The organism is Salinispira sp., assembly GCF_059431795.1.
On sequence record NZ_JBXWXS010000002.1, the window covers coordinates 59,891 to 78,985 of the forward strand.

The window sequence follows — 19,095 nt, forward strand, 5'->3', positions numbered from 1 at the left end:
GAAAATACAAGCACTTTCAGCCAGCAGTCAGATTCGAACTGACGACCTGCACTTTACGAGAGTGCTGCTCTACCTCTGAGCTATGCTGGCGGGTACCACGCCTGATGTTCTTAATAGTATCATGTGTACAGTAGACTGTGAATGGATACTGGCGTATACTAAAATATCAATAACATTAAAAAAGGAAGTAGATGTGGACAGCCCGGAAACATATGAATTCAGCTTTGACATTCACTCTCTCATAGACAAAATGCGGGATGTGGGACTCTTCATTCATGATCTTCGTGCCGGACGGGTGTACCCGAACCGGATGTGGGAAAGCTGGGGCTACAGTTCCGACGATATGAGGAACTTCGGGTTTATTGAACTGGTTCATCCGGAAGACCGCAGTGTGGTGCAGCTCCAGCTTGACAATCTCCATGTGGACGACAGTGCATTCAAATCGGTGCTGTTCCGCATTCGCACCAAATCCGGGGAGTGGAGGTGGATCCATTCCACCAGCCTGATTGTTCAGCGGGAAGAGAATGGGGATGTGGCATCATATGTGGGCTTTGACTACGACCTTAGCGATGAGATCCATGCCAGAATGCAGGCGGAAAAATCCGCGAGGGAAATTCGTACAATTCAGTCGGTCGGGCAAATCATCAGCTCCCGCCTGGATTTACAAGAGACCATACAGGCCATATTGGAGCAGGCGGCCAAGGTGTTCGTCTTCAGCAGCGCATCGGTGCAGACGCTCATGGAAGGGCAGCTGGAAATACTCGGGGGTCTGGGGTTTTCCAGCGGCGAAAAGGCAATCCAAGGCGTCCGTTTTCCGATCCCCGGAGATAATCCGAATACACGGGTCATAGAAAGCAGAGCCTCGTTGATAATTAATGAGAACCTTGCGGACAAGTATCCGAGATTCAAGGAAATTGCCAATCCCGATACCAGGCATTGGCTGGGAGTACCTCTGATTTTTGCCGACGAGGTACTGGGCATGATTACCTTTGACCGATGTGACGAGGGGGTCTTCACAGCGGATGACCGACGGTTGGCGGAGCTTTACGCAACCCAGGTTTCTATCGCCCTGAAAAATTCACAACAGTACGAGGAAATACGAAAGCAAAGCATTACCGATCCTCTAACCAATTCCTTTACCCGAAGATGGATGGAGGAGCTTCTGGCAGAACAGATCCCTCTCGCCCTGCGGCATGGTTTTCCCCTGTCTATTGTCATGTTTGATATTGATGATTTTAAAAATGTGAACGATCAAAAGGGGCATCTATTTGGTGACCATGTCCTGAAAGGGGTGGTGCTGTCTGTTCGGGACGTACTCAGAAAAGGGGATACCCTTTGCAGATTCGGGGGGGAAGAATTTCTTGCCATCCTTCCCCACAGCCGGGAGGCAGAAGCAGCTGAAGTGGCCGAACGGATGAGACAGGCAGTAGAGCGTAACCCTGCTTCTGAGGTGACCATCTCGCTGGGCTGCGCCCAGCTGCAGGAAGCGGAAGCTGGAGACCGCAGCAGCCTGATCTTCAGGGCCGACCAGGCTCTGCTTTCCTCCAAAGCCCGGGGGAAAAACCGGGTTACCTGCTATTCATCACTCCCATTTGAACAGGAATGATGCCAGGATCAGAAACACCACCGTCAGACCACCCAGATACAACATGTTGGGCAAAATCTCAATAAGGCCGGCGCCATCCAGCATAATAGAGCGGGCACCGTCTATAAAATGAGTCAGTGGGAATATTTGGGCTACCGCACCCACAAATGCAGGAGCGTTCTCCAGACTGAAGAAGACCCCGGAGAGGATGAGCATGGGGAAGGTTACCAGGTTGAGCAATCCTCCTGCCAGCTCTTCACTTTTTATTCTGGATGCAAATACCAGCCCCAAGGCGATCATGCAGAGTATTGCCATGGTGGTTATCAGCAGAAGATTCAGATAACTTCCGTTCATCATGAAGTTCAGAAACAGATCTGTACCGGCGAACACCACCACCGATGTCACAATGACAATCATGAGACGGGAAGCCGCCTGGGCGGAGACGAAATTCAGGGCGGAAACAGGTGTGGCCTTCATCCGTTTTAGTACCCCGTTTTTCCGGTATCGGACCAGAACAAACCCCACACCGAAGAGACAGCTGAACATCATGTTCATCCCGATTACTCCGGGAACAAGCCAGTCCACGTATCTGATGGGTTCGCCGGAGACGGTGGCTGAGCTGAGAGGTGAATGCGGAGAATCGTTCTGAAACCCGGTGAACAGCTTCAACAGGAGTTGGCTGCCCTGGGCTTCACGGTTCACATAATAGGTCTGGCTATCGAAGTCCAGCAGCATGTCTATCTGATGCCGCCGAAGCCGTTCCACCGCCCCATCCAGCGTTTCATCCCGTTGGGCGTAGTCTATTTGTTCAATGCCTTCGGTTTCCAGAAATTCGTAGTTTTCCGGTGGCTGCCCCAGGGTGCCGACGGTAAAAATTCCTTCAGCATCTCCGGAAAAGGCAAAGGAAAATCCGAACACCAGCAGGAAGGGAAACAGTAAGTTCCAGAAAAAGGTGCCTCTGTCCCGGACGAATTCCATGGTCCGGGCTTTGACCATTGCGGTGAATGATCGAAGAGGAATATTGGGCCTCATGTGTACTCCTATTTTTTTTGGATCAAACCCGTAGAGTTGAACCGGTGAGTTTAATGAAGAGATCTTCCAGATTGGGTTTGTGAATACTCAGTCCGTCGATATTGATGTTCGCTTCCAGAAGCTGTTTAATGGTACGGTCCATTGTGGACGTGATAATTTTCATCCCCCCGGGACCCAGTTCCGCCCCCAGTTTTCCGGCTGCTTCCTCTGCCTCTTTCCGGGTGAAACCCTCTTTCCAGGGAATCTGGATTATCGCTCCTTCAAAATGGCGGTCCAGCAGGGTATCCGGCGTATCCAGTTCCAGAATCTTTCCATGATCCATAATGGCAATCTGATCGCAAAGAACATGGGCTTCATCCATATAGTGGGTGGTGAGTAAAACTGTGGTGTTTTCTCCGCGAATCCGTTGAATCAGCTCCCAGAAATTTCTGCGGGATTGGGGGTCCAGGCCGGTGGTTGGCTCATCCAGAAATACAATTTCCGGCTTGGGCAGAATTGCCAGGGCAAGGAGCATTCTCTGACGCTGGCCGCCTGATAGTTTCCGGTTATCTCTGTCGATTATATCTTCCAGGGAACATAAATCGATAACTTCATCCCGGGGACGGGGGTCGGGGTAAAAGCTTGAAAACAGATCCAGAGTCTCTTTCACGGTGATAAATTCAGGCAATGCAGTGTGCTGAAATTGAATTCCCACTTTCTCCCGGAAGCGCTGATCGGTTGGGTGCCCCCGGAAGCTGATTTTGCCGGAGCTGGGTTTTTGAATACCCTCCATAATTTCGATGGTGGTGGTCTTTCCCGCCCCATTGGGTCCAAGCAGCCCGAAACAGCTTCCTGCGGGTATACCGAAGGAAATTCCCTTTACAGCATGCACGCTGCCGAACTTCTTCTCCAGAGCTTCAACTTCCATTATGTAGTTCATGAATGAGAACATAATGCTCCAGCTGAACCCGGGCAATCAGTTTCTGCGGTTTTACCCGTTCGGCTCAATCGGATTCGTCTGTTTCCAGTGCTGTAAGCTCCTGTGGAGGCTGTTTTTTCATGTCCTCTCCAGGGCCATTTGTGGTATCGGCGGCTTGTTCCCCATCAGCACTATGTTCCCCATCAGCTCTATGCTCGCCATCAGCTCCATCTGTGCCCTTTTCAGTTATGAACTTGTGGGTTTCGATATTCAGCGCCTTTGAGGATTCGGAAAGCCGGTAGCTGACTTCCCGAATATGATCCGAGCTGATGGAAACCTCATTCACTCCTGTTGCAATTTCTGCCATTGCAGAGTTCACCGACCTGCTGATATCTGCAATTTCATTGGTAGATCGGGTCACCATATCCACGGTGCTTTCCATCTCCTTGGCGGATTGCTGAACCGAGGAGGAAACTTCATTCAAGGCCAAGTTGGCCTGGATAATCTGTTCCCCTCCTTCGGAAAGTTCCTGGGTGGAGCTGTTAATCTCGTCCAGCGCCTGAATGGTGGATTGGGTTTCATCCCGCACCTGCTCGAAGGCCTTGCTGGAGTTATGTGCAACTGAGGCGGCAACATCCACCTTGCGGGTAATATCATTTACCACATCGGTTATTTGAGTGGAGTTGGTCTGGGCAACCTCCGCGAGTTTTCTGATCTCCTCGGCCACAACTGCAAATCCCCGGCCCGATTCACCCGCATGGGCGGCTTCGATGGCCGCATTCATTGATAATAAATTGGTTTGACTGGCAATATTTTGAATGACCTCAGACATCTCCGAGATCCTGTCCGCAAGCTGAACAACTTCGTTATAGGCTTCTGCGGCGTCATTCACCTTGGACCCGGCGTCCTCAATAACCTGTTGCAGTTCCGTGGCGGTATCCCGTTTGGCCTGGACTATCCCTGCAACGGAGCGGAGGGAAGCAACCATCTGTTCAATAGATGCGGTGGCCTGATCTACCGCCAGCTTTTGGGTGTCGGTGTTGGAGTTCAGTGAGAGCACGGTGGCCTGAATTTCCTCCATGGCCGAAGAAACCGCCTGAATCTGCTGATCCAGGTTCCCAATCTGGGATTTCACCGATTCCACGTTTGCGGTAATTTGGGTGGCGGCACTGGCCGATTCCTCGGTGTTGGAAAGAAGATCATCCTTTTCCCGGGTAACTGCCCCGGCGGCATGTTTGATGTTCACCACAATTCCGTTGAGTTTGGAAATAAATTCATTGAAGCCCGATGAGATTTTCCCAAACTCATCTTTCCGGTACACGTCGATGCTGCTGGTTAAATCTCCGCTTCCCTGGGAGAGCTCCTTGATGGCGATAGTCAGCTGGTTCAGCGGGCGGAATACCGATCGGCCGATATAAAATACACCAGCCAGCTGGACCAGAATGGCCACAAGAATCCCAATGAAGATGGGCGGAAATACCCTGCTTCGTACCCCTGCAACCACCTCATCAAGACTGCGTCCAACCATAATCCCAATGGGAGCTCCCCGCATTTCCGTGGTCTGAATCATTGATACGCCGAATTGGACGCTGTTCCCTTCGAAATATACTTCTCCGGTGGTCTGAACTTCCTCAACCAGATCATCCACCCCTTCCGGATCGTATCCTAAATCCAGGGCTACATTCCTCAATGCGTTTTCCTCATCATTTGGATCCAGAAATCCGCTTTGCAGGCTGAATATTTGGCTCATGCTTTGTGGATCGTAGAGGGTTATGAGAATTTCATGTTCCCGGGCCAGATCTCCGGCAACCTGGGAAAGTTCTACGATGTCGTAATCCAGGGCGGCAACCCCCCGTATCTGCGTTCCCTGAAGAATGACCGCAGAGGCCGTGACGGCATAGCTTTGTTCTGCACCCTCTTCGGCAGTGGGGTAGGGAGGGGTGAAGAAAAAGAGAGAATTCCTGTCTCCGGTCACCGTATTTCCACCGCTACTGAGCTCCTCGTTGGAAGCGCCGGCACTCCGGAATTGACGGTATTTTTCAACCGCACCGGTATACCATGGCCTTTCCCGGGGAACATAGGATTCGGGCAGTTGGGGTTCCCTGTCTGAAAAGAGAATCTGGGCATTTTCACTGGCAACATAGAGAAGATCAATGGGAGTTCCGCTGGTTATATCGATAAGACGGTTTCTCAAATCCTCATAATTGGGTACCGCATTGCGCATAACTTCATACTCAACGGTATTCGGGGGAAGAAGCTCTATGGCCTCTTTGAATTGTCGGTCGGAGCGGAGGCTCTGAAGAACTTGATATTTCTGTGCAATGGGAATATAGAGTTCTTCGGCCACCAAGTTCGCAAGAGACAATAACCCCTGCTTTTCCTCTTCGTATACCTGATTAAAGGTACTGGTATACAATGCAAAGCCGAAAGCTCCCAACAGCAATACGGGGAGCACGATCACTCCCACAATGATCCTCAGTTTTACGGTTACCGTCATGGTGTGAACTCCTTAGTTAACCGCCGGTCAGTGCAAGTATCTGGAAAATCAGGCTAAGATTTACACTGACGTATATATTATCTCGTTATTCAGTATAGAAGATCACTGCCCTTTTTGCCGGGAAAAAGTTTATGTGTAAGTTGAGGGGAGCAATTGAACAGCTTTTCCATTGGCAAAAACACGATCCGGCTTATCAGCTGCCGCCCAGGGCATCAATTACGTTTTTGAGTTTTTCCCGAATTTCCCGGGCAATGGGTTCCAGCCCCGGGTTTTCCACAGCAGACATCGACTGTAGAGGATCCACGGCGGCAACTTCAATGTTTCCCGGGGAGCGCTCCTGTACGATCACATTGCAGGGAAGCATGGTGCCGATTTTGTCTTCCGCCAGCAGTGCCTTATGAGCATACGGAGGATTGCATGCACCCAGGATCCGGTAATTTCGGAAGTCCACGTCCAGCTTCTTTTTCATGGTTGCAGCCACATCGATTTCGGTAAGTACTCCGAAGCCCTCCTCAGCCAGGGCATCTCCGGTTTGCCGGATCACCTCTTCGAAATCTCCGGTCAATTCTGTATTGATATAGTAGCTCATATCCTCTCCTTATAAAGAAAATCATATATATTATAAGTAAAATACTAAAGAATGGAAGACTTGTCACTAGGTGGATTAGGAGCATTAGAGCTAGAATAGGAGCATAGGAACTCACCAGATTAGAAGGATCGGCTCTGGATCCCGGAGCGTCGAATTCAGGTAACGGGGATGTGGATGGAAAACCGGGTGCCTCTGCCCTCCTGCTTTCCCCCACCATTTTCTTTTGCCGGGAGGGATTCAGTCAGGGCATTGTCTATCGGCAAGGATTCGGACCGGACATTCTCTACTCTGATGCTGCCGTTTAGCTGTCCCACCACGAGGTTATGAACAATGCTCATGCCAAGACCTGAGGAGCCCTGGAAGCGCTTACTGCTGACAAAAGGCTCATAGATCCGGGGGAGGATTTCGGCGTCTATACCTCTTCCGTTATCTTCAACCAGTATTACCAAGCTCCGATTCAAATCTGCGGGGGCCGAAGTACCGTGAATTTCCTCGGTATAGGCGGTTATCTGAATAAGCGGGGAGTCGGGTGTTGCTTCCGGATCACCAAAGGCGTGCACAATTGCATTTTCAAAGAGGTTTGTGAGAATTTGCGCAATTGCCCCCGGACGCACTTCTAATTCTGCATCTTCGGCTTGAAGCCGGTAATCAATGCGGCTCCCCTTCAGGCGGGGAGAAAGACTGAGCAACACCGATTCGCAGTATTCCCGGAGATTGATACTCCGGGCTTCATCCACCGCTTGATCAACGGATATCTCTTTAAATGACTGGATCAGATCCCCTGCCCGAAGCAGATTGCTTTGGATCATTGTGCTGGAGCTCTCGGCCTGTTCTATAAATTCATGAAATGAACCTTCGCTTAATGATTTGTTCCGATAATTCCTGGCCAATTTCTCTACCTGTTCCTGGAGATAGCTGGAGGCGGTAATGGCCACACCCACCGGGGTATTCACTTCATGGGCGATGCCTGCCACCATATTTCCCAGTGCTGCCATTTTCTCCTTCTGGACCAACTCTTTTTGTGAATTTTCAAGGAGTCTGCTCCGCAATTCAATCTTTTCTTCCAGGCGTGCATTTAACTCTTCCAGCCTGCTCTTGCTCCGGCGCAGGGCCAGGGTAAGCTTTCGGACAATCAGCCAGGAAAAAAGGGCGGTGAGAGTGAGAATTATCAGCAGGGCCGTAAGCCAGACCGGAACGACAATTCGTTCAGTCAGCCCGAAATACCGGTTGAGAATTTGGTAATAGGGTGATGGTTCCCCGGCCTTCCATCTCTCAATGAGGCCTGCCATTTCTTCCAAGACTTGGGGGATATTTCCCGAAGCAGTAGCAAAACTGGTGTGAAATGGGTTGAATATGATGGCGCTTCGTCTCAGGCCTGGATACTGCTCCACCTCGGTAAAACTCTGAACAACTCCCGCATCCAGATTATTTGCAGAAAGTGCCGAAAGGATTTCAGGGAAACTATCGTAGAGCTGGAGCTGAGGTGGGGGGATATCAAAACTGTCTATAAATTCAACAAATGCTTCACCATTATTATCTCCCCGCATTATGCCCACCGAAAGCCCCTGAAGATCGATGACGCTTTCCACTTCGGAGTTTTGCGGGATAATTACCTGTGTCCAGCCGGTCAACACATGCTCGGGGACAAAGTCCAGAAATTCATCTCTTTCCGGGGTATAGGTAACACTGGGGAGAAGATCGATCTCTCCGTTCACTGTTCTTTCGAAGCTCTCCGCCCAGCTGCCCTCAATATAGCGTATTGAATAGTTCAGCTCATCTGAAATAGCGTTCAAAAGATCAATATAGAAGCCGGTCCTGTTGCCTTCCGCATCTATAAACGACAGGGGGTACAAATCGGGGATAAACGCCGCACTCAGTTCCTGGGCATGCACAATGGAAAACGAACTGAATGCCAGGAGAAGGAACAAAACGAGTCGGGGGCGGGGTATTTCACGAATCTTTACCGGATGCACCTTAGTCCCCACAACCCTGACTATCATCCCGGTTTCGGGTTTCCTCGGCCTCATTCGTTCTGGCTTTCTGAATATCCCGAAATGCTCTGAGGGCCAGGGTGACCGCATCCTTTAAGTCCTGATAGCGGAGGTTCTCCTTCCTGATAAAGTCATTGATGTCGAACTCCTGGATAATTCTGGATACATTTGCGTAGCCTGCCTGTCCGCTTCGCAGGAGAATCCGGATTTCCTGATTGTGAAACCTTTCCCGTATCTGGCTTACCACATCCAGGCCGGCGGTGTAACTTTCCATTACAACATCAAGCAGCAGCACCGCGGTGTTCGGATGCTCTTCCAATACCTGGAGGGTTTCTTTTCCGGAATAACTGCTGAGAATTTGAACCGGGCGGTTATCGAATCGGAAATTCTCGAGTACCAGTTTGGTAATCATATGTACATCACCCTCATCGTCGGCGATAAGAATTATCCAGGGATTGTCATGCTCATCCCCGGCATTGTACCTTTCCGATTGTTCTTCTGGTTCATTACTAAAACGGATGGTATCCATATTTACAGGGTAACCACCGGAAGGATTTTTTTCCAGTCGAATCGTTATGAGAACCCAGGAAAACCATTTTGAAAAGAGCGGAAATCGGCGCAAAAAAATATGGAGGAACCATGATCTCAGCTGCAGTGTGTCTCTCACCTTCAAAAACACAAAAAGTTCCCCAGGGGATTGCTCATTCACAGCAGTCATTGACTCCCAGGTTTATGAAGGAAGCGGAGAAGATAGCAGGTATCATGAAAGAACGGACCCCTGAATACTTCACCTACGGTTCAAAAATCGGACAGCATAAGGCTGAAGAAATTCATACCCTCTGGCAGAGCTGGGGCAAAAGAGAAGCTCCCTGCCTTCCCGCAGCCAGACTGTATAAAGGCCCCGCATTTTCTGCATTGAATGACCGGCAACCGGAGGGGATCTCCCGGCTCTTTATTCTTTCCGCCCTCTATGGAATTCTTGAGCAGAATAGCTGCATACAACCATACCGGCTGGATTTCACCCACCGTGATGTACGGCCGGAGAAGAAGAGCCTGCTGGAGTTTTGGCGCCTAAGGATCGATGCCTATTTCAAGGGTATGAGGGACGCAGGTAGTGTTAATTATATAATCGACCTGTGCTCCTCTGAATTTTCCAGAGTGATACCCGCTGATCTCCTCCCTGTAACAAGGGTGGATTTTCGACAATGGAAACAGGGGCGCTGGAAGGCGGTAAGTGCCACCTCCAAGCAGCTTCGGGGTCATATGGCTGCATGGATACTCAGCCGGAAGGTGTTGAGTCCGGAGGATTTGAAGTACGCGGAAGTAGAGGGCTATGGGTATAATAACGAATTGTCCAAGGAAAACACTCTGATATTCACTCCGGTTGAGGATCGAGGATTGATGATTGAGGATAACCCGGAAATTATCTTGGAACAGGTGGAATCTGCTCTTGGCCGGCCGGATTCGGCTCTTGGGTGAACGGATTCTTTTCTTGGCTGGCCGGATTCTTTCGGGTAATATATACTCCTGATTATGAACCATTCCCTTCACAGGAACAGCAGGGCGTTTTATTGGCATGCGGCGCTTCTTGCCGTAACGGTAACCTTCACCGATATCAACACCATTCTTCCTTCATTAATTTTGGGACAGGGCGGCAGCGAGGTCCATGTTGGAATAATGACCGCTATTATGGTGGGTGTTCCACTTGGTGCACAGTTGCTGTTTGCCGGATGGCTTCACACCCGTTCCCGGAAAAAGCCCGCTCTGCTGGGAGGCATTTACCTGCGTGTTGCTTCTCTCGCCGGCCTTGCCCTTCTGCTGTTTCTGGGAGGGGGAAGCTCTCTGTCTTTGCTTCTGATCTCGCTATATTCCCTCCTTTTGCTTTTTACCCTGGGCGGGGCATTTGCCGGTGTGAGCTATATCGATTTAGTGGGGAAATCATTTCCATCGGGAGACCGTCAGAAGTTTGTGCTTCGCCGCCAATTGGTCATGAGCATGGGGATTCTTCTCTCCGCACTCCTCACCCGTCACATTCTGGCTTCCCGGGGAGCCAATGACAGCTATCCGCTGTTGTTCGCCCTGTCAGCGGCCAGTCTTCTCCTTGCCAGTCTGGGGTTTTGGTTTCTCCGGGAGAAGCCCGTCGTTCCCGAAGGGGATGGGGAAACAGCCGGGAGTATATTACGGAAGATTCCGGAATATCTGAGAAAAGATCCCACCCTGAGACGTTATGTAATATCCGCAAATCTGTTGGGATTCGGCACCGTACTGCTTCCTTTTTATGTGGCTCTGGCAAACAGGATGTACGATGTAAGTCCACGAATGCTGGGGAATCTGGTGCTCATTCAGATTGGCGGAATGGTTCTCGGGAACCTTATCTGGCACCGTGTGGTGAAACGGTTCGGGTTCAAGGGGATGCTTCGGGTTTGGAGCGCTCTGGGATGTGCCGTTCCCATTCTTGCACTTATTGCAGCTCGTATTTTCCCCTTTCAGGGTTTCTTGCCGGTATTTATCCTTACCGGACTGTATTTGGGGGCTCAGAAAATGACAGATGATGCAGTGCTAATGGAGATCAGTACCGATAAAAACCGGGCCCTGTACAGCAGGATTTTCGGTACGTTCAATATTTCCCTGGCGGTATTTCCTTTGATAATAGGGGGATTAATTTCAGTCACCGGATACACTGTTGTGTTCCTTTTCGTTGCCGCTGCAGCGGCAACGGCACTTCTGTTTATCCAAAAGATGCTGTGCCCGGTGGATGTGCCCCACAACTCTCCATTGAGTGATGATATAGTGAGAGAGTGATCATCGGCTCACACCAGCTCTTAATCCAGGCCGTGATGTTCAACGACCTGCATCATGATGTATTCCAGAAGCTGGATGTCCAGATCTGAATCATACTCCCCTGCAAGCTCCGAAACGTTCTGCCAATCCTCGGTTTTCAACGGGTCGGCGTTATCGTCGTACTGCATGGCAAAGAGATCGGCGATATCGCCCATGAAGTCCGGGCGGTTTCCCCGAACCGCCGTCTCCCAGCTCCATTCGAAAAGCTCATCCAGCAATGCGTCGGGAAGTTGCTGCCGGGACAGCGCAGAACGGAACTGTTTCTCCAGCTGACGGTATTCTTGTAGCTCACCGTCCTCTTCAGGCAAAGAAGGGGGAACTGTAGCTTCCTGCGACGATGGATCCTTGCCGGCGTTTTTTTTTGCCAGGACCCTGCGGGTGTTGTGTACCTGCGGGCTGATACTCTTTGAGGGAATCATTATCTACTCCAGCTGCTGCAGAAAATCATGGGTACGCCGGGCAACTGCCCCGGGGCGTTCTATGACTACAGCATGACCGGCACCAGAGATTATTTCAAGGATGGAACCGGAAATATTTTCATTGATTATCCGGGCAAAGCCCCCATGTTTGAGAATATCCTTCTCTGCCACCAGTACCAAACAGGGTGCGCTGATTCCCTGAAGCCTGGGCGTCAGTCGAATATCTGCGAATGCATCGCAGAGGGAGGCAAAGGCGCGGAAGTAATCATCCGGCAGACCGGCAACCATATCCTCCCGCTCTTTCAGCTTTGACAGATGCCCTTCCAGATACTCTGCCGAGTAGTTCCATGGTATCAATCCCCGGTAGAATACCCGTTTGTCCGACAATGCGGCGCTTTTCCAGCTTTCAACTGCTGCGGACAGGAGGGGGTCCAGCTCACTTACCCCGTCAATAATTACCAGGCTTCTGGTTTTTCCGGGATACTTCAAGGCGAACTCCATGGCCACCTCCGATCCGTAGGATGTTCCGATAATGTCCGCCTTCCCAATTCCTGCATGATCCATCAGTACGGCCAGGTCGTCACTGTGACTTTCCAGAGAGTACCCTCCCTGTGGTTTACCACTGAGCAACTGCCCCCTGAAGTCGTGGAGCAGGAACGACCCTTCCCCGGGAAATGCATCAATGAAGGGCGTCCAGTGACTCATGGACATAGCTATACCGTTGAGAAGAATTTTGGGTACCCCCGGTCCCGGCTGTAACTGATACCCGATACTGCAACCCCGTATGTTGACTGTTTCCGGCATGCTTCCTCCCTCCGGCACAGATAATCCTCGGTATAGATAAGCTCCCATTTCCGCCAATTATCGGATAAAAGCCGCTGCTTCCAGTGTAGATCCCCATGAGTCATCTTGCCAGATATTTTAGAAAATCACAAAATGCAATATTTACTGGAGCAAAAAGTTTATCATTGGTGTAAAATTTTTATTGATTTCAAAACGTGATTTTTGTAGATTCATTCCTAATGACGGAGATTCGTATACCGTCGTGAGAATGAAGGGGTGCAACGACGCCGTTCTGCCCGCTTCTCCACACTGAATATTATGAGGTGAAATATGATACGCAACATACCGAGTTTTCGCAGATCCCTTCGTCCGTCGCTGGCGGCCGTGTTGTTTTTGATTGCATTGATGCTCCTTCTTTCCTGTACGCCGGAAGGCGGAGATAGCGACGCTCTCCAGGTTCAGGATCCGGGATCGGCGGCGGATCAATCTACAGCTGAAGAAGCGCCGGCTGTAGAAACGGCAACCATAGAAAAGGGGCGTCTGAGAAACACCATATATGCCAGCGGAATTATTCAGGGCGTAGAAGAGGTAATTCTCCGTCCGGTAACACCCGGCATTATTACCGATGTGAACGTTGAGCTGGGCCGGGATGTTCAGGCAGGCGAGATGCTGTTGCAGTTGGATGATCGAATTGCCCGTTTGAACTTCCGGCAGCTGGAGCGGGAATACGAGAGTGCGGCGGCAGATCTTGAATCCCAGCGGTCGTTGTATGAACGGGGCTCCATTTCCCAGACGGCGTACAATCAGGTTCAGGCCCGTGTGGACGGCCTTGCTGCAAGGCTGGAGCAGGCCGAAGATGCACTGGATAACACACGTATTTCTTCACCGATTAACGGGAAAATTGCCCAGAAAGGAACCGGCCTCATTCCCGGAGACAGGATCACCGCAGGGCAGCAGTTAGCCCGGGTGGTTAATCTGGACCGGCTGAAGGTGGAGCTTTCCATGGGGCAGGATCAAATTTTTCTGATCCAGGAAGGGCAACCCGCCGGGATCCGTATTTCCAGTCCCCGGGGACAAATACTGGGAGACGGTTTTGTCACCGCGGTTGCAGCAGGGAGTGATCTCCAAACGGGAAGTTGGAAGGTAATTGTTGAGTTTGAAAACCCTGAGCCCTCAGTCCTCAAGGCGGGCATGAGCGCCGGAGTGGAAATTGAAAGCAATCTTGAACTGCTTCAGCCCATCGTTCCCGTGGCAGCTCTGGTTCGTGAGGAGGAGGATTGGATATTTCTTCTCCAGGAAGGCAGGGCAGTGAAACAGGGGGTTGAAGTGCTCGACCAATACGGCTCCATGGCGGCGGTTCGCTCCACGGCGGATGAGGTGCAGCTTCCGGGACGGAGAGTCCTGGTCAGCGGTTTGAGCAATCTCAATGACGGAGATGCGGTACGCGCCGATGACAGGATAGCCCGGCTGGATTGATTCTCAACACAGAGCCCGGATGGGCGGAACCATCGCCCTAAGGGCAGAATACACAAACATATCTTGACTACGGAGACTTGAAATGAGCAAACACGAATCCAATGAAGGATCCGGAGGCACAACATATTCTGACGGTATTGACAAATCCCGTCTGCAGAGAGGAATCGGAGCATTAAGTGTGAAAAATCCGGTTCTGGTGAATATTCTCATGTTCACCGTGATTGCCCTCGGCGCATTCAGCATGCTCCAGCTTCCCCAGGAGCAATTCGCAGAGGTGCCGTTTTACTGGGTGAACATTATTGTGCCCTATCCCGGCGTATCGGCGGAAGATCTGGAAACCATCGTCACTATCCCTGTTGAAAATGAATTCCAGGGTATAGACAATTTGAAAACCATCAGCTCCACCACCAGTGAGGGACTTTCGGTGGTGCGGGTCGAATTTGATGACGGCATCAGCCAACAGCGCTTTGAAACCCTTTTTCAGGATAGCCAGACCCGCTTTAACCGGGTTGATCTGCCTGACGGCGTGCTGAATCCGTTGGTGGATGATTTTTCGTCCGCAGACTTTGCTCCGGTAATTGAGGTGGTGCTCAGCGGGGATCTTCCCTATTCCCAATTACGGAATCAGGCACTCCGTTTTCAGGAAGATATTCTTGGTATCAGCGACGTTTCTTCAGCGGATATTGTAGGGCTCAGGGACCGGGAAATCACCCTGAATGCAGATCCCGCCCGGATGGCATCCCTGGGACTCAGCAGCCGGGAAATACTCCAGGCGGTGCAGGATAGGAATTCAAGCATTCCCGGCGGAACCCTGAATACCGAAAGCAGAGAATTTATTCTGAGAACCGTGGGCAGCATTCAGGAGATAGATGATTTTCAGGATGTGATTATCCGACGAAGCGGGAACGACGGAAGCGGAATGATCCGGGTTCGGGATGTGGCCTCGGTAAGTGACGGATTCAATCCCGATTCCGGCATCAGCAGAATAAACGGAGATACATCCCTGGCGCTTCGGGTAACCAAGGTTCCCGGAGGAAGTTCTCTGGATGTGGTTCAGGGAATCAGGGATTATCTGGGAGAACGGCAAGAAGATTTGCCTTCCCGCCTCAATGTAACCCTGTTGAACGATTCCACGGTGCAGATCAGAGACAGCCTTTCGGTTCTCACCGGCAACGCACTAATGGGGCTTGCGCTTCTGGTGGTTATTCTTGCACTGTTTATCGGCCTGAGAAATGCGTTGATGACTGCTCTGGGAATACCGGTAACCTTTGCCCTTACGTTCATTATCCTGGAGCTGCTTGGGGAAACCATCAATACCAACACCCTTTTCGGATTAGTGCTGGTGCTGGGACTGATAGTTGACCATGCTATCGTAATAATTGAGAACTCCTACCGGATGCAGCAGAACGGGCTTTCCCGGCACGATGCGGCAATTGCTGGAACCAACCAGGTGGTGCTGCCGGTAATTGCTGCAACAGCCACCACCGTCGCGGCATTCCTTCCTCTGATGATCATTCCTGGTACCATCGGCCGCTTTCTCAGGGTAATTCCTCTGACGGTAGCCATCGCCCTGATCGCAAGTACCTGGGAGGCTCTGTATATTCTTCCATCTCATTTTGCCGATTGGGGAAAAGAGAGGAAAAAAGGCAGCAAGCCCCGCCGGGAACCCGGTGCATGGTTTTCCGCAATTCGTACCCGATTCGACCGCTTGTTCAAGCGGATATATCCCCGGAGAGCCTGGCTTCTTTTGACCGCTCTGCTGGTTGCCGGAGGGAGTTTTGCCCTGGTCCCCTTCCTCAACCAGGATCTCTTTGCCGCCGAGGATTTCAGTTATTTTACCATCGATATCACCATGCCCCGGGGAACACCCCTGGAGAAAACCGATTCCATGCTGAGCAGAATAGAATCCCGACTCATGAATCGGGTGGGTGACGGAGAAGTTCTCTCGGTTCTTTCCACCGCAGGGAGTCTGGCTTCCAGCACATCCGTGGATTCATCTTCAAATGTTGGGCAGCTAACGGTAGATTTGACAGACGTGGAGCAGGGGAGAAGCCGAAGTATTGATGCAATCATCGCAGATGTGCAAAGGGATTTGGCGGGTATTGCAGGGCCCGAAGAGCTGGTGTACCGAAAGGCGGTGAACGGACCTCCCACATCCGCCCCCCTTTCTTTTACCTTGAGCGGTGATAATTATCCTCAGATTATTTCCTCATCGGAAGATGTACAGGAGTATCTCCGGGGAATTGAAGGGGTTTTCAATGTCGAGGATAATTATCAGCCGGGAAATCCTGAAATACGCATTCAGGTAAATGAGGAACGGGCAACTGCCCTGGGTCTCTCGGTTTCACAGGTGGGGAATTTTATTCGGGCAAAGTTTGACGGATTGGTGTTGGGCAGGTATTTCGAAGATAACGAGGAGATTGAAATAGTACTCCGATTCGGCAGCCCCGGAACGGCACGCTATGAGGATCTGGTGCAGTCTTCCATACCAACCCAGGACGGAAGGCTTATCCCCTTTTCCTCGGTAGCCTCCGTGGACTTTCCCAGTTCGGCGGGAAGCATCCGCAGGGTGGAGGGCAAGCGTCAGATAACCGTAACCGCAAATGCAGCGGATGGTCTTGATCTTGCCGTAGTTAACCAGGAAGTGGAAGCGTATTTTGAAAACGTACTGGCCCTGGAATATCCCGATGTGGAATTCGGGACCGGGGGCGAGTTTTCCGAGTTTCAGGATCTGATTATTCAAATCCTCCGGGTGTTTCTCCTGGGCATATTTCTCATTTATCTTATACTTGGGGCTCAATTTAAGAGCTATTCCCAGCCTCTGATAATTCTCTTCTCCGTACCCTTCTCGTTTGTAGGGGTGGTGCTGTACCTTGCCCTCAGCGGGACTGCATTTTCCACCACCGTGCTCTATGCAGGCGTGGCGCTGGCGGGAATTGCGGTGAATGATGCAATCGTCCTTATCAGTTTTATTAATGAATTGAGGGAAAAAGGAGCCTCGGTGGCTGAAGCAGTGAAGGAAGCCGCCGGAACACGGCTGCGTCCCATTATGCTTACCTCTCTCACCACTATTGCAGGCCTTCTTCCCACGGCCCTGGGCATCGGCGGCAGCTCGGTGGTATGGGGACCTATGGCCAGTACCATTATTTTCGGTCTGATATTTTCCACCATCACCGCCCTGCTGATTATTCCCGGGCTCTACGGACTGCTTTACGACCGGAAAACCGCTGCTCCCGGACCGGCCAGAGGGGTTTTGACCCTGGCTCTGTTTGCCCTGATGTTTCCCCTTCTCTCACCATCCCCGTTTGCCGGGGGGCTGTATGCACAGGACGGCGGTGCTGCCGGGGACGCCCTTGAGTCCGCCGGTGGCGAGGAGTTCAGTATTATGCTTCCCGCATACCCCATGCTGCCCGCTGCGCCTTCTCCCGGATCCCAGGACGTCTTGCCCGGGGATCCGGAAATCCTGGCCCGCAGGGGCAACTCCATTGTCCGGCGCCTCACCGGTGAGGGCCTTCCGGAACACAGCGACGCTGACGGGCTCCTGGTGGGGATTCGCCGGGGATTGGCCGAATCCCGGGGGATGAAGCTCATGGATTCTTCTGTGGAGTCGGCAAAGGCCCAGTACCGATTCCAGAGAAGCAACGCCTTCCCCGGATTGAGTATCGGCGGCGGAGCTTCTCCCGCAGGGGGAAGCGGTATGGTGGCGTACAGCCAGGGTCCGGATTTCAGCGCAGCACCGGTTCCCGGAAACGACCCCGGAGATGATGAGGCCATCGATTGGTCTCTGAGTCTCTCCGCCGATCAAGCGTTGCCCAGTGGAGGACAAATCTTTGCCACTGCTTCAGCCGGGCTGTCCCAGAACAGGTTGTCCGGGGACGAAGAATGGTCGTACCGTCTTTCTCCAGGGGTGTCTGCGGGTCTTTCCCAGCCCCTTTTTCTGGATGGTAAATTTTTACGCTTCGATGTTCTGGCTGCCGGACTGCAGGCGGCGGAGAACGGAGTAGCGGCGGCACGGCTGAATTATCGGGAGGGTCTGAATCAGCAGAGCCTGTCAATGATGCAGCGGCTGGATCAGCGGCTTCAGTTGATTCAGGAACTCTATCTGCTGGATGAGAGTATTAAAATTCAGGAAACTGAGCTTCAGCAGATCCGCGAGGATGTGTCGTTAGGGCTTGTGTCTGACAACGAACTGAATTTCGCCATCGATTCATTGGAGGTGCAGAATTCCCGGTTTAGAGAACTGGAAAACCGAATAGGCGACATACAGCGGGGCATTGAATCGGATCTGGAAGCATACGGTGATTTTACAGACGAAATTCTCCAGAACCGGCTTCTCCCCTCGGCCGACAGTCTGGCCAGCGTACCGGACTGGGAGAGTCTGCGGCGAAGAATGCTGGAACATGATCCTGACATTCTCCAGAGCAGCTACGATATGGGAAATGCCCGAGCGACCTTGATGGATGCCGGCAGGGCCGACGCACCCAGACTGAATATCAATATCAACTACCAGGCGCCGTTTGAGGAAACCGAAGAGGGGGCAGATTCCGGGGAACTTCTGGAAAACCCCGGCGATGACACACTGACCCTGAGCGCCGGCCTGGATATTCCCGATCCCTTCCGGAGGGGATTTAAGCTTCAAAAACGTCTGTATGAACAAAGGATGAGAAGGAACCGCCTTCAGATCGGCAGGGCAGAGCAGGAGATTGAACTGGAACTGAGGCGGCTGAAAGACCGTTACAGTCAGCTCATATCAACGGCACAGAATGCCGCCGACAGCTTTGACCAGAATCTTGAGGCGTATGAACAGGAACGGATTCTCTATCGGCAGGGGGGAAGCAGTGATATTTCCATGCGAAGAGTTATCAGGAGTTTGCATGCATCAGGATACAATCTCTTTTCTGCGCTCCGGCAGCTGAATATTTTCTATGTGGAAATTTCCCTGCCCGGCGCTTGATTATGTACTGATATACCCTGTAGGGTGAAA

At 51.6% G+C, this 19,095-nt stretch carries 13 protein-coding genes and 1 tRNA gene; 5 read left to right on the top strand and 9 right to left on the bottom strand.

Annotation, left to right across the window (positions count from 1 at the left end):
* Positions 1–18 precede the first annotated feature (18 nt).
* Positions 19–90, bottom strand: a tRNA-Thr gene (locus AC52PS_RS00785).
* A 103-nt stretch (positions 91–193) separates the two neighbouring features.
* Here AC52PS_RS00785 and AC52PS_RS00790 point away from each other — a divergent pair.
* The gene (locus tag AC52PS_RS00790) at positions 194–1,606 is read left to right on the top strand and encodes a sensor domain-containing diguanylate cyclase (protein ID WP_495561119.1); all 1,413 of its coding nucleotides are present in this window, start codon (positions 194–196) and stop codon (positions 1,604–1,606) included.
* On the opposite strand, the gene AC52PS_RS00795 is transcribed toward AC52PS_RS00790, so the two are convergent.
* The 6 genes from AC52PS_RS00795 to AC52PS_RS00820 all read right to left on the bottom strand — a co-directional run bounded on the left by AC52PS_RS00795 (position 1,583) and on the right by AC52PS_RS00820 (position 9,121).
* Positions 1,583–2,617, bottom strand: coding sequence for an ABC transporter permease (locus AC52PS_RS00795; RefSeq protein ID WP_495561120.1), 1,035 nt, complete (start codon positions 2,615–2,617; stop codon positions 1,583–1,585). The two genes, AC52PS_RS00790 and AC52PS_RS00795, sit on opposite strands and share 24 nt — an antisense overlap.
* Positions 2,618–2,639: 22 nt before the next feature.
* Positions 2,640–3,536 (bottom strand): ABC transporter ATP-binding protein, encoded by an 897-nt coding sequence (locus tag AC52PS_RS00800; RefSeq protein ID WP_495561121.1) that lies wholly within the window; start codon positions 3,534–3,536, stop codon positions 2,640–2,642.
* Between the two features lie 64 nt (positions 3,537–3,600).
* Positions 3,601–6,012 (bottom strand): methyl-accepting chemotaxis protein, encoded by a 2,412-nt coding sequence (locus AC52PS_RS00805; protein WP_495561122.1) that lies wholly within the window; start codon positions 6,010–6,012, stop codon positions 3,601–3,603.
* A 193-nt stretch (positions 6,013–6,205) separates the two neighbouring features.
* Positions 6,206–6,601 (bottom strand): DUF302 domain-containing protein, encoded by a 396-nt coding sequence (locus AC52PS_RS00810; protein ID WP_495561123.1) that lies wholly within the window; start codon positions 6,599–6,601, stop codon positions 6,206–6,208.
* 155 nt (positions 6,602–6,756) lie between these two features.
* Positions 6,757–8,601: an ATP-binding protein gene (locus AC52PS_RS00815; protein WP_495561124.1), complete on the bottom strand. Its 1,845-nt coding sequence runs from the start codon at positions 8,599–8,601 to the stop codon at positions 6,757–6,759.
* Complete coding sequence (locus AC52PS_RS00820; RefSeq protein WP_495561125.1) at positions 8,576–9,121, bottom strand: response regulator; 546 nt, start codon at positions 9,119–9,121, stop codon at positions 8,576–8,578. Before AC52PS_RS00820 ends, AC52PS_RS00815 begins: the two co-directional genes overlap by 26 nt.
* A 110-nt stretch (positions 9,122–9,231) precedes the next feature.
* On the opposite strand from AC52PS_RS00820, the gene AC52PS_RS00825 reads away from it, so the two are divergent.
* Positions 9,232–10,071 (top strand): YaaA family protein, encoded by an 840-nt coding sequence (locus tag AC52PS_RS00825; RefSeq protein WP_495561126.1) that lies wholly within the window; start codon positions 9,232–9,234, stop codon positions 10,069–10,071.
* A 54-nt stretch (positions 10,072–10,125) separates the two neighbouring features.
* Positions 10,126–11,394, top strand: coding sequence for an MFS transporter (locus tag AC52PS_RS00830; protein WP_495561127.1), 1,269 nt, complete (start codon positions 10,126–10,128; stop codon positions 11,392–11,394).
* 20 nt (positions 11,395–11,414) lie between these two features.
* Here the strand turns inward: AC52PS_RS00830 and AC52PS_RS00835 are convergent, their stop codons facing one another.
* Both AC52PS_RS00835 and AC52PS_RS00840 read right to left on the bottom strand, forming a co-directional pair.
* On the bottom strand, positions 11,415–11,852 hold the full coding sequence (locus tag AC52PS_RS00835; protein WP_495561128.1) for a hypothetical protein: 438 nt from the start codon (positions 11,850–11,852) through the stop codon (positions 11,415–11,417).
* Positions 11,853–11,855: 3 nt separating this feature from the next.
* Positions 11,856–12,656, bottom strand: a complete 801-nt coding sequence (locus AC52PS_RS00840; protein WP_495561129.1) for an alpha/beta fold hydrolase — start codon at positions 12,654–12,656, stop codon at positions 11,856–11,858.
* 309 nt (positions 12,657–12,965) lie between these two features.
* On the opposite strand from AC52PS_RS00840, the gene AC52PS_RS00845 reads away from it, so the two are divergent.
* Both AC52PS_RS00845 and AC52PS_RS00850 read left to right on the top strand, forming a co-directional pair.
* Complete coding sequence (locus tag AC52PS_RS00845) at positions 12,966–14,111, top strand: efflux RND transporter periplasmic adaptor subunit (RefSeq protein ID WP_495561130.1); 1,146 nt, start codon at positions 12,966–12,968, stop codon at positions 14,109–14,111.
* 82 nt (positions 14,112–14,193) lie between these two features.
* Positions 14,194–19,065 carry an efflux RND transporter permease subunit gene (locus AC52PS_RS00850; RefSeq protein WP_495561131.1) on the top strand — a complete coding sequence of 1,624 codons (4,872 nt, stop codon included), beginning with the start codon at positions 14,194–14,196 and terminating at the stop codon, positions 19,063–19,065.
* Positions 19,066–19,095 lie beyond the last annotated feature (30 nt).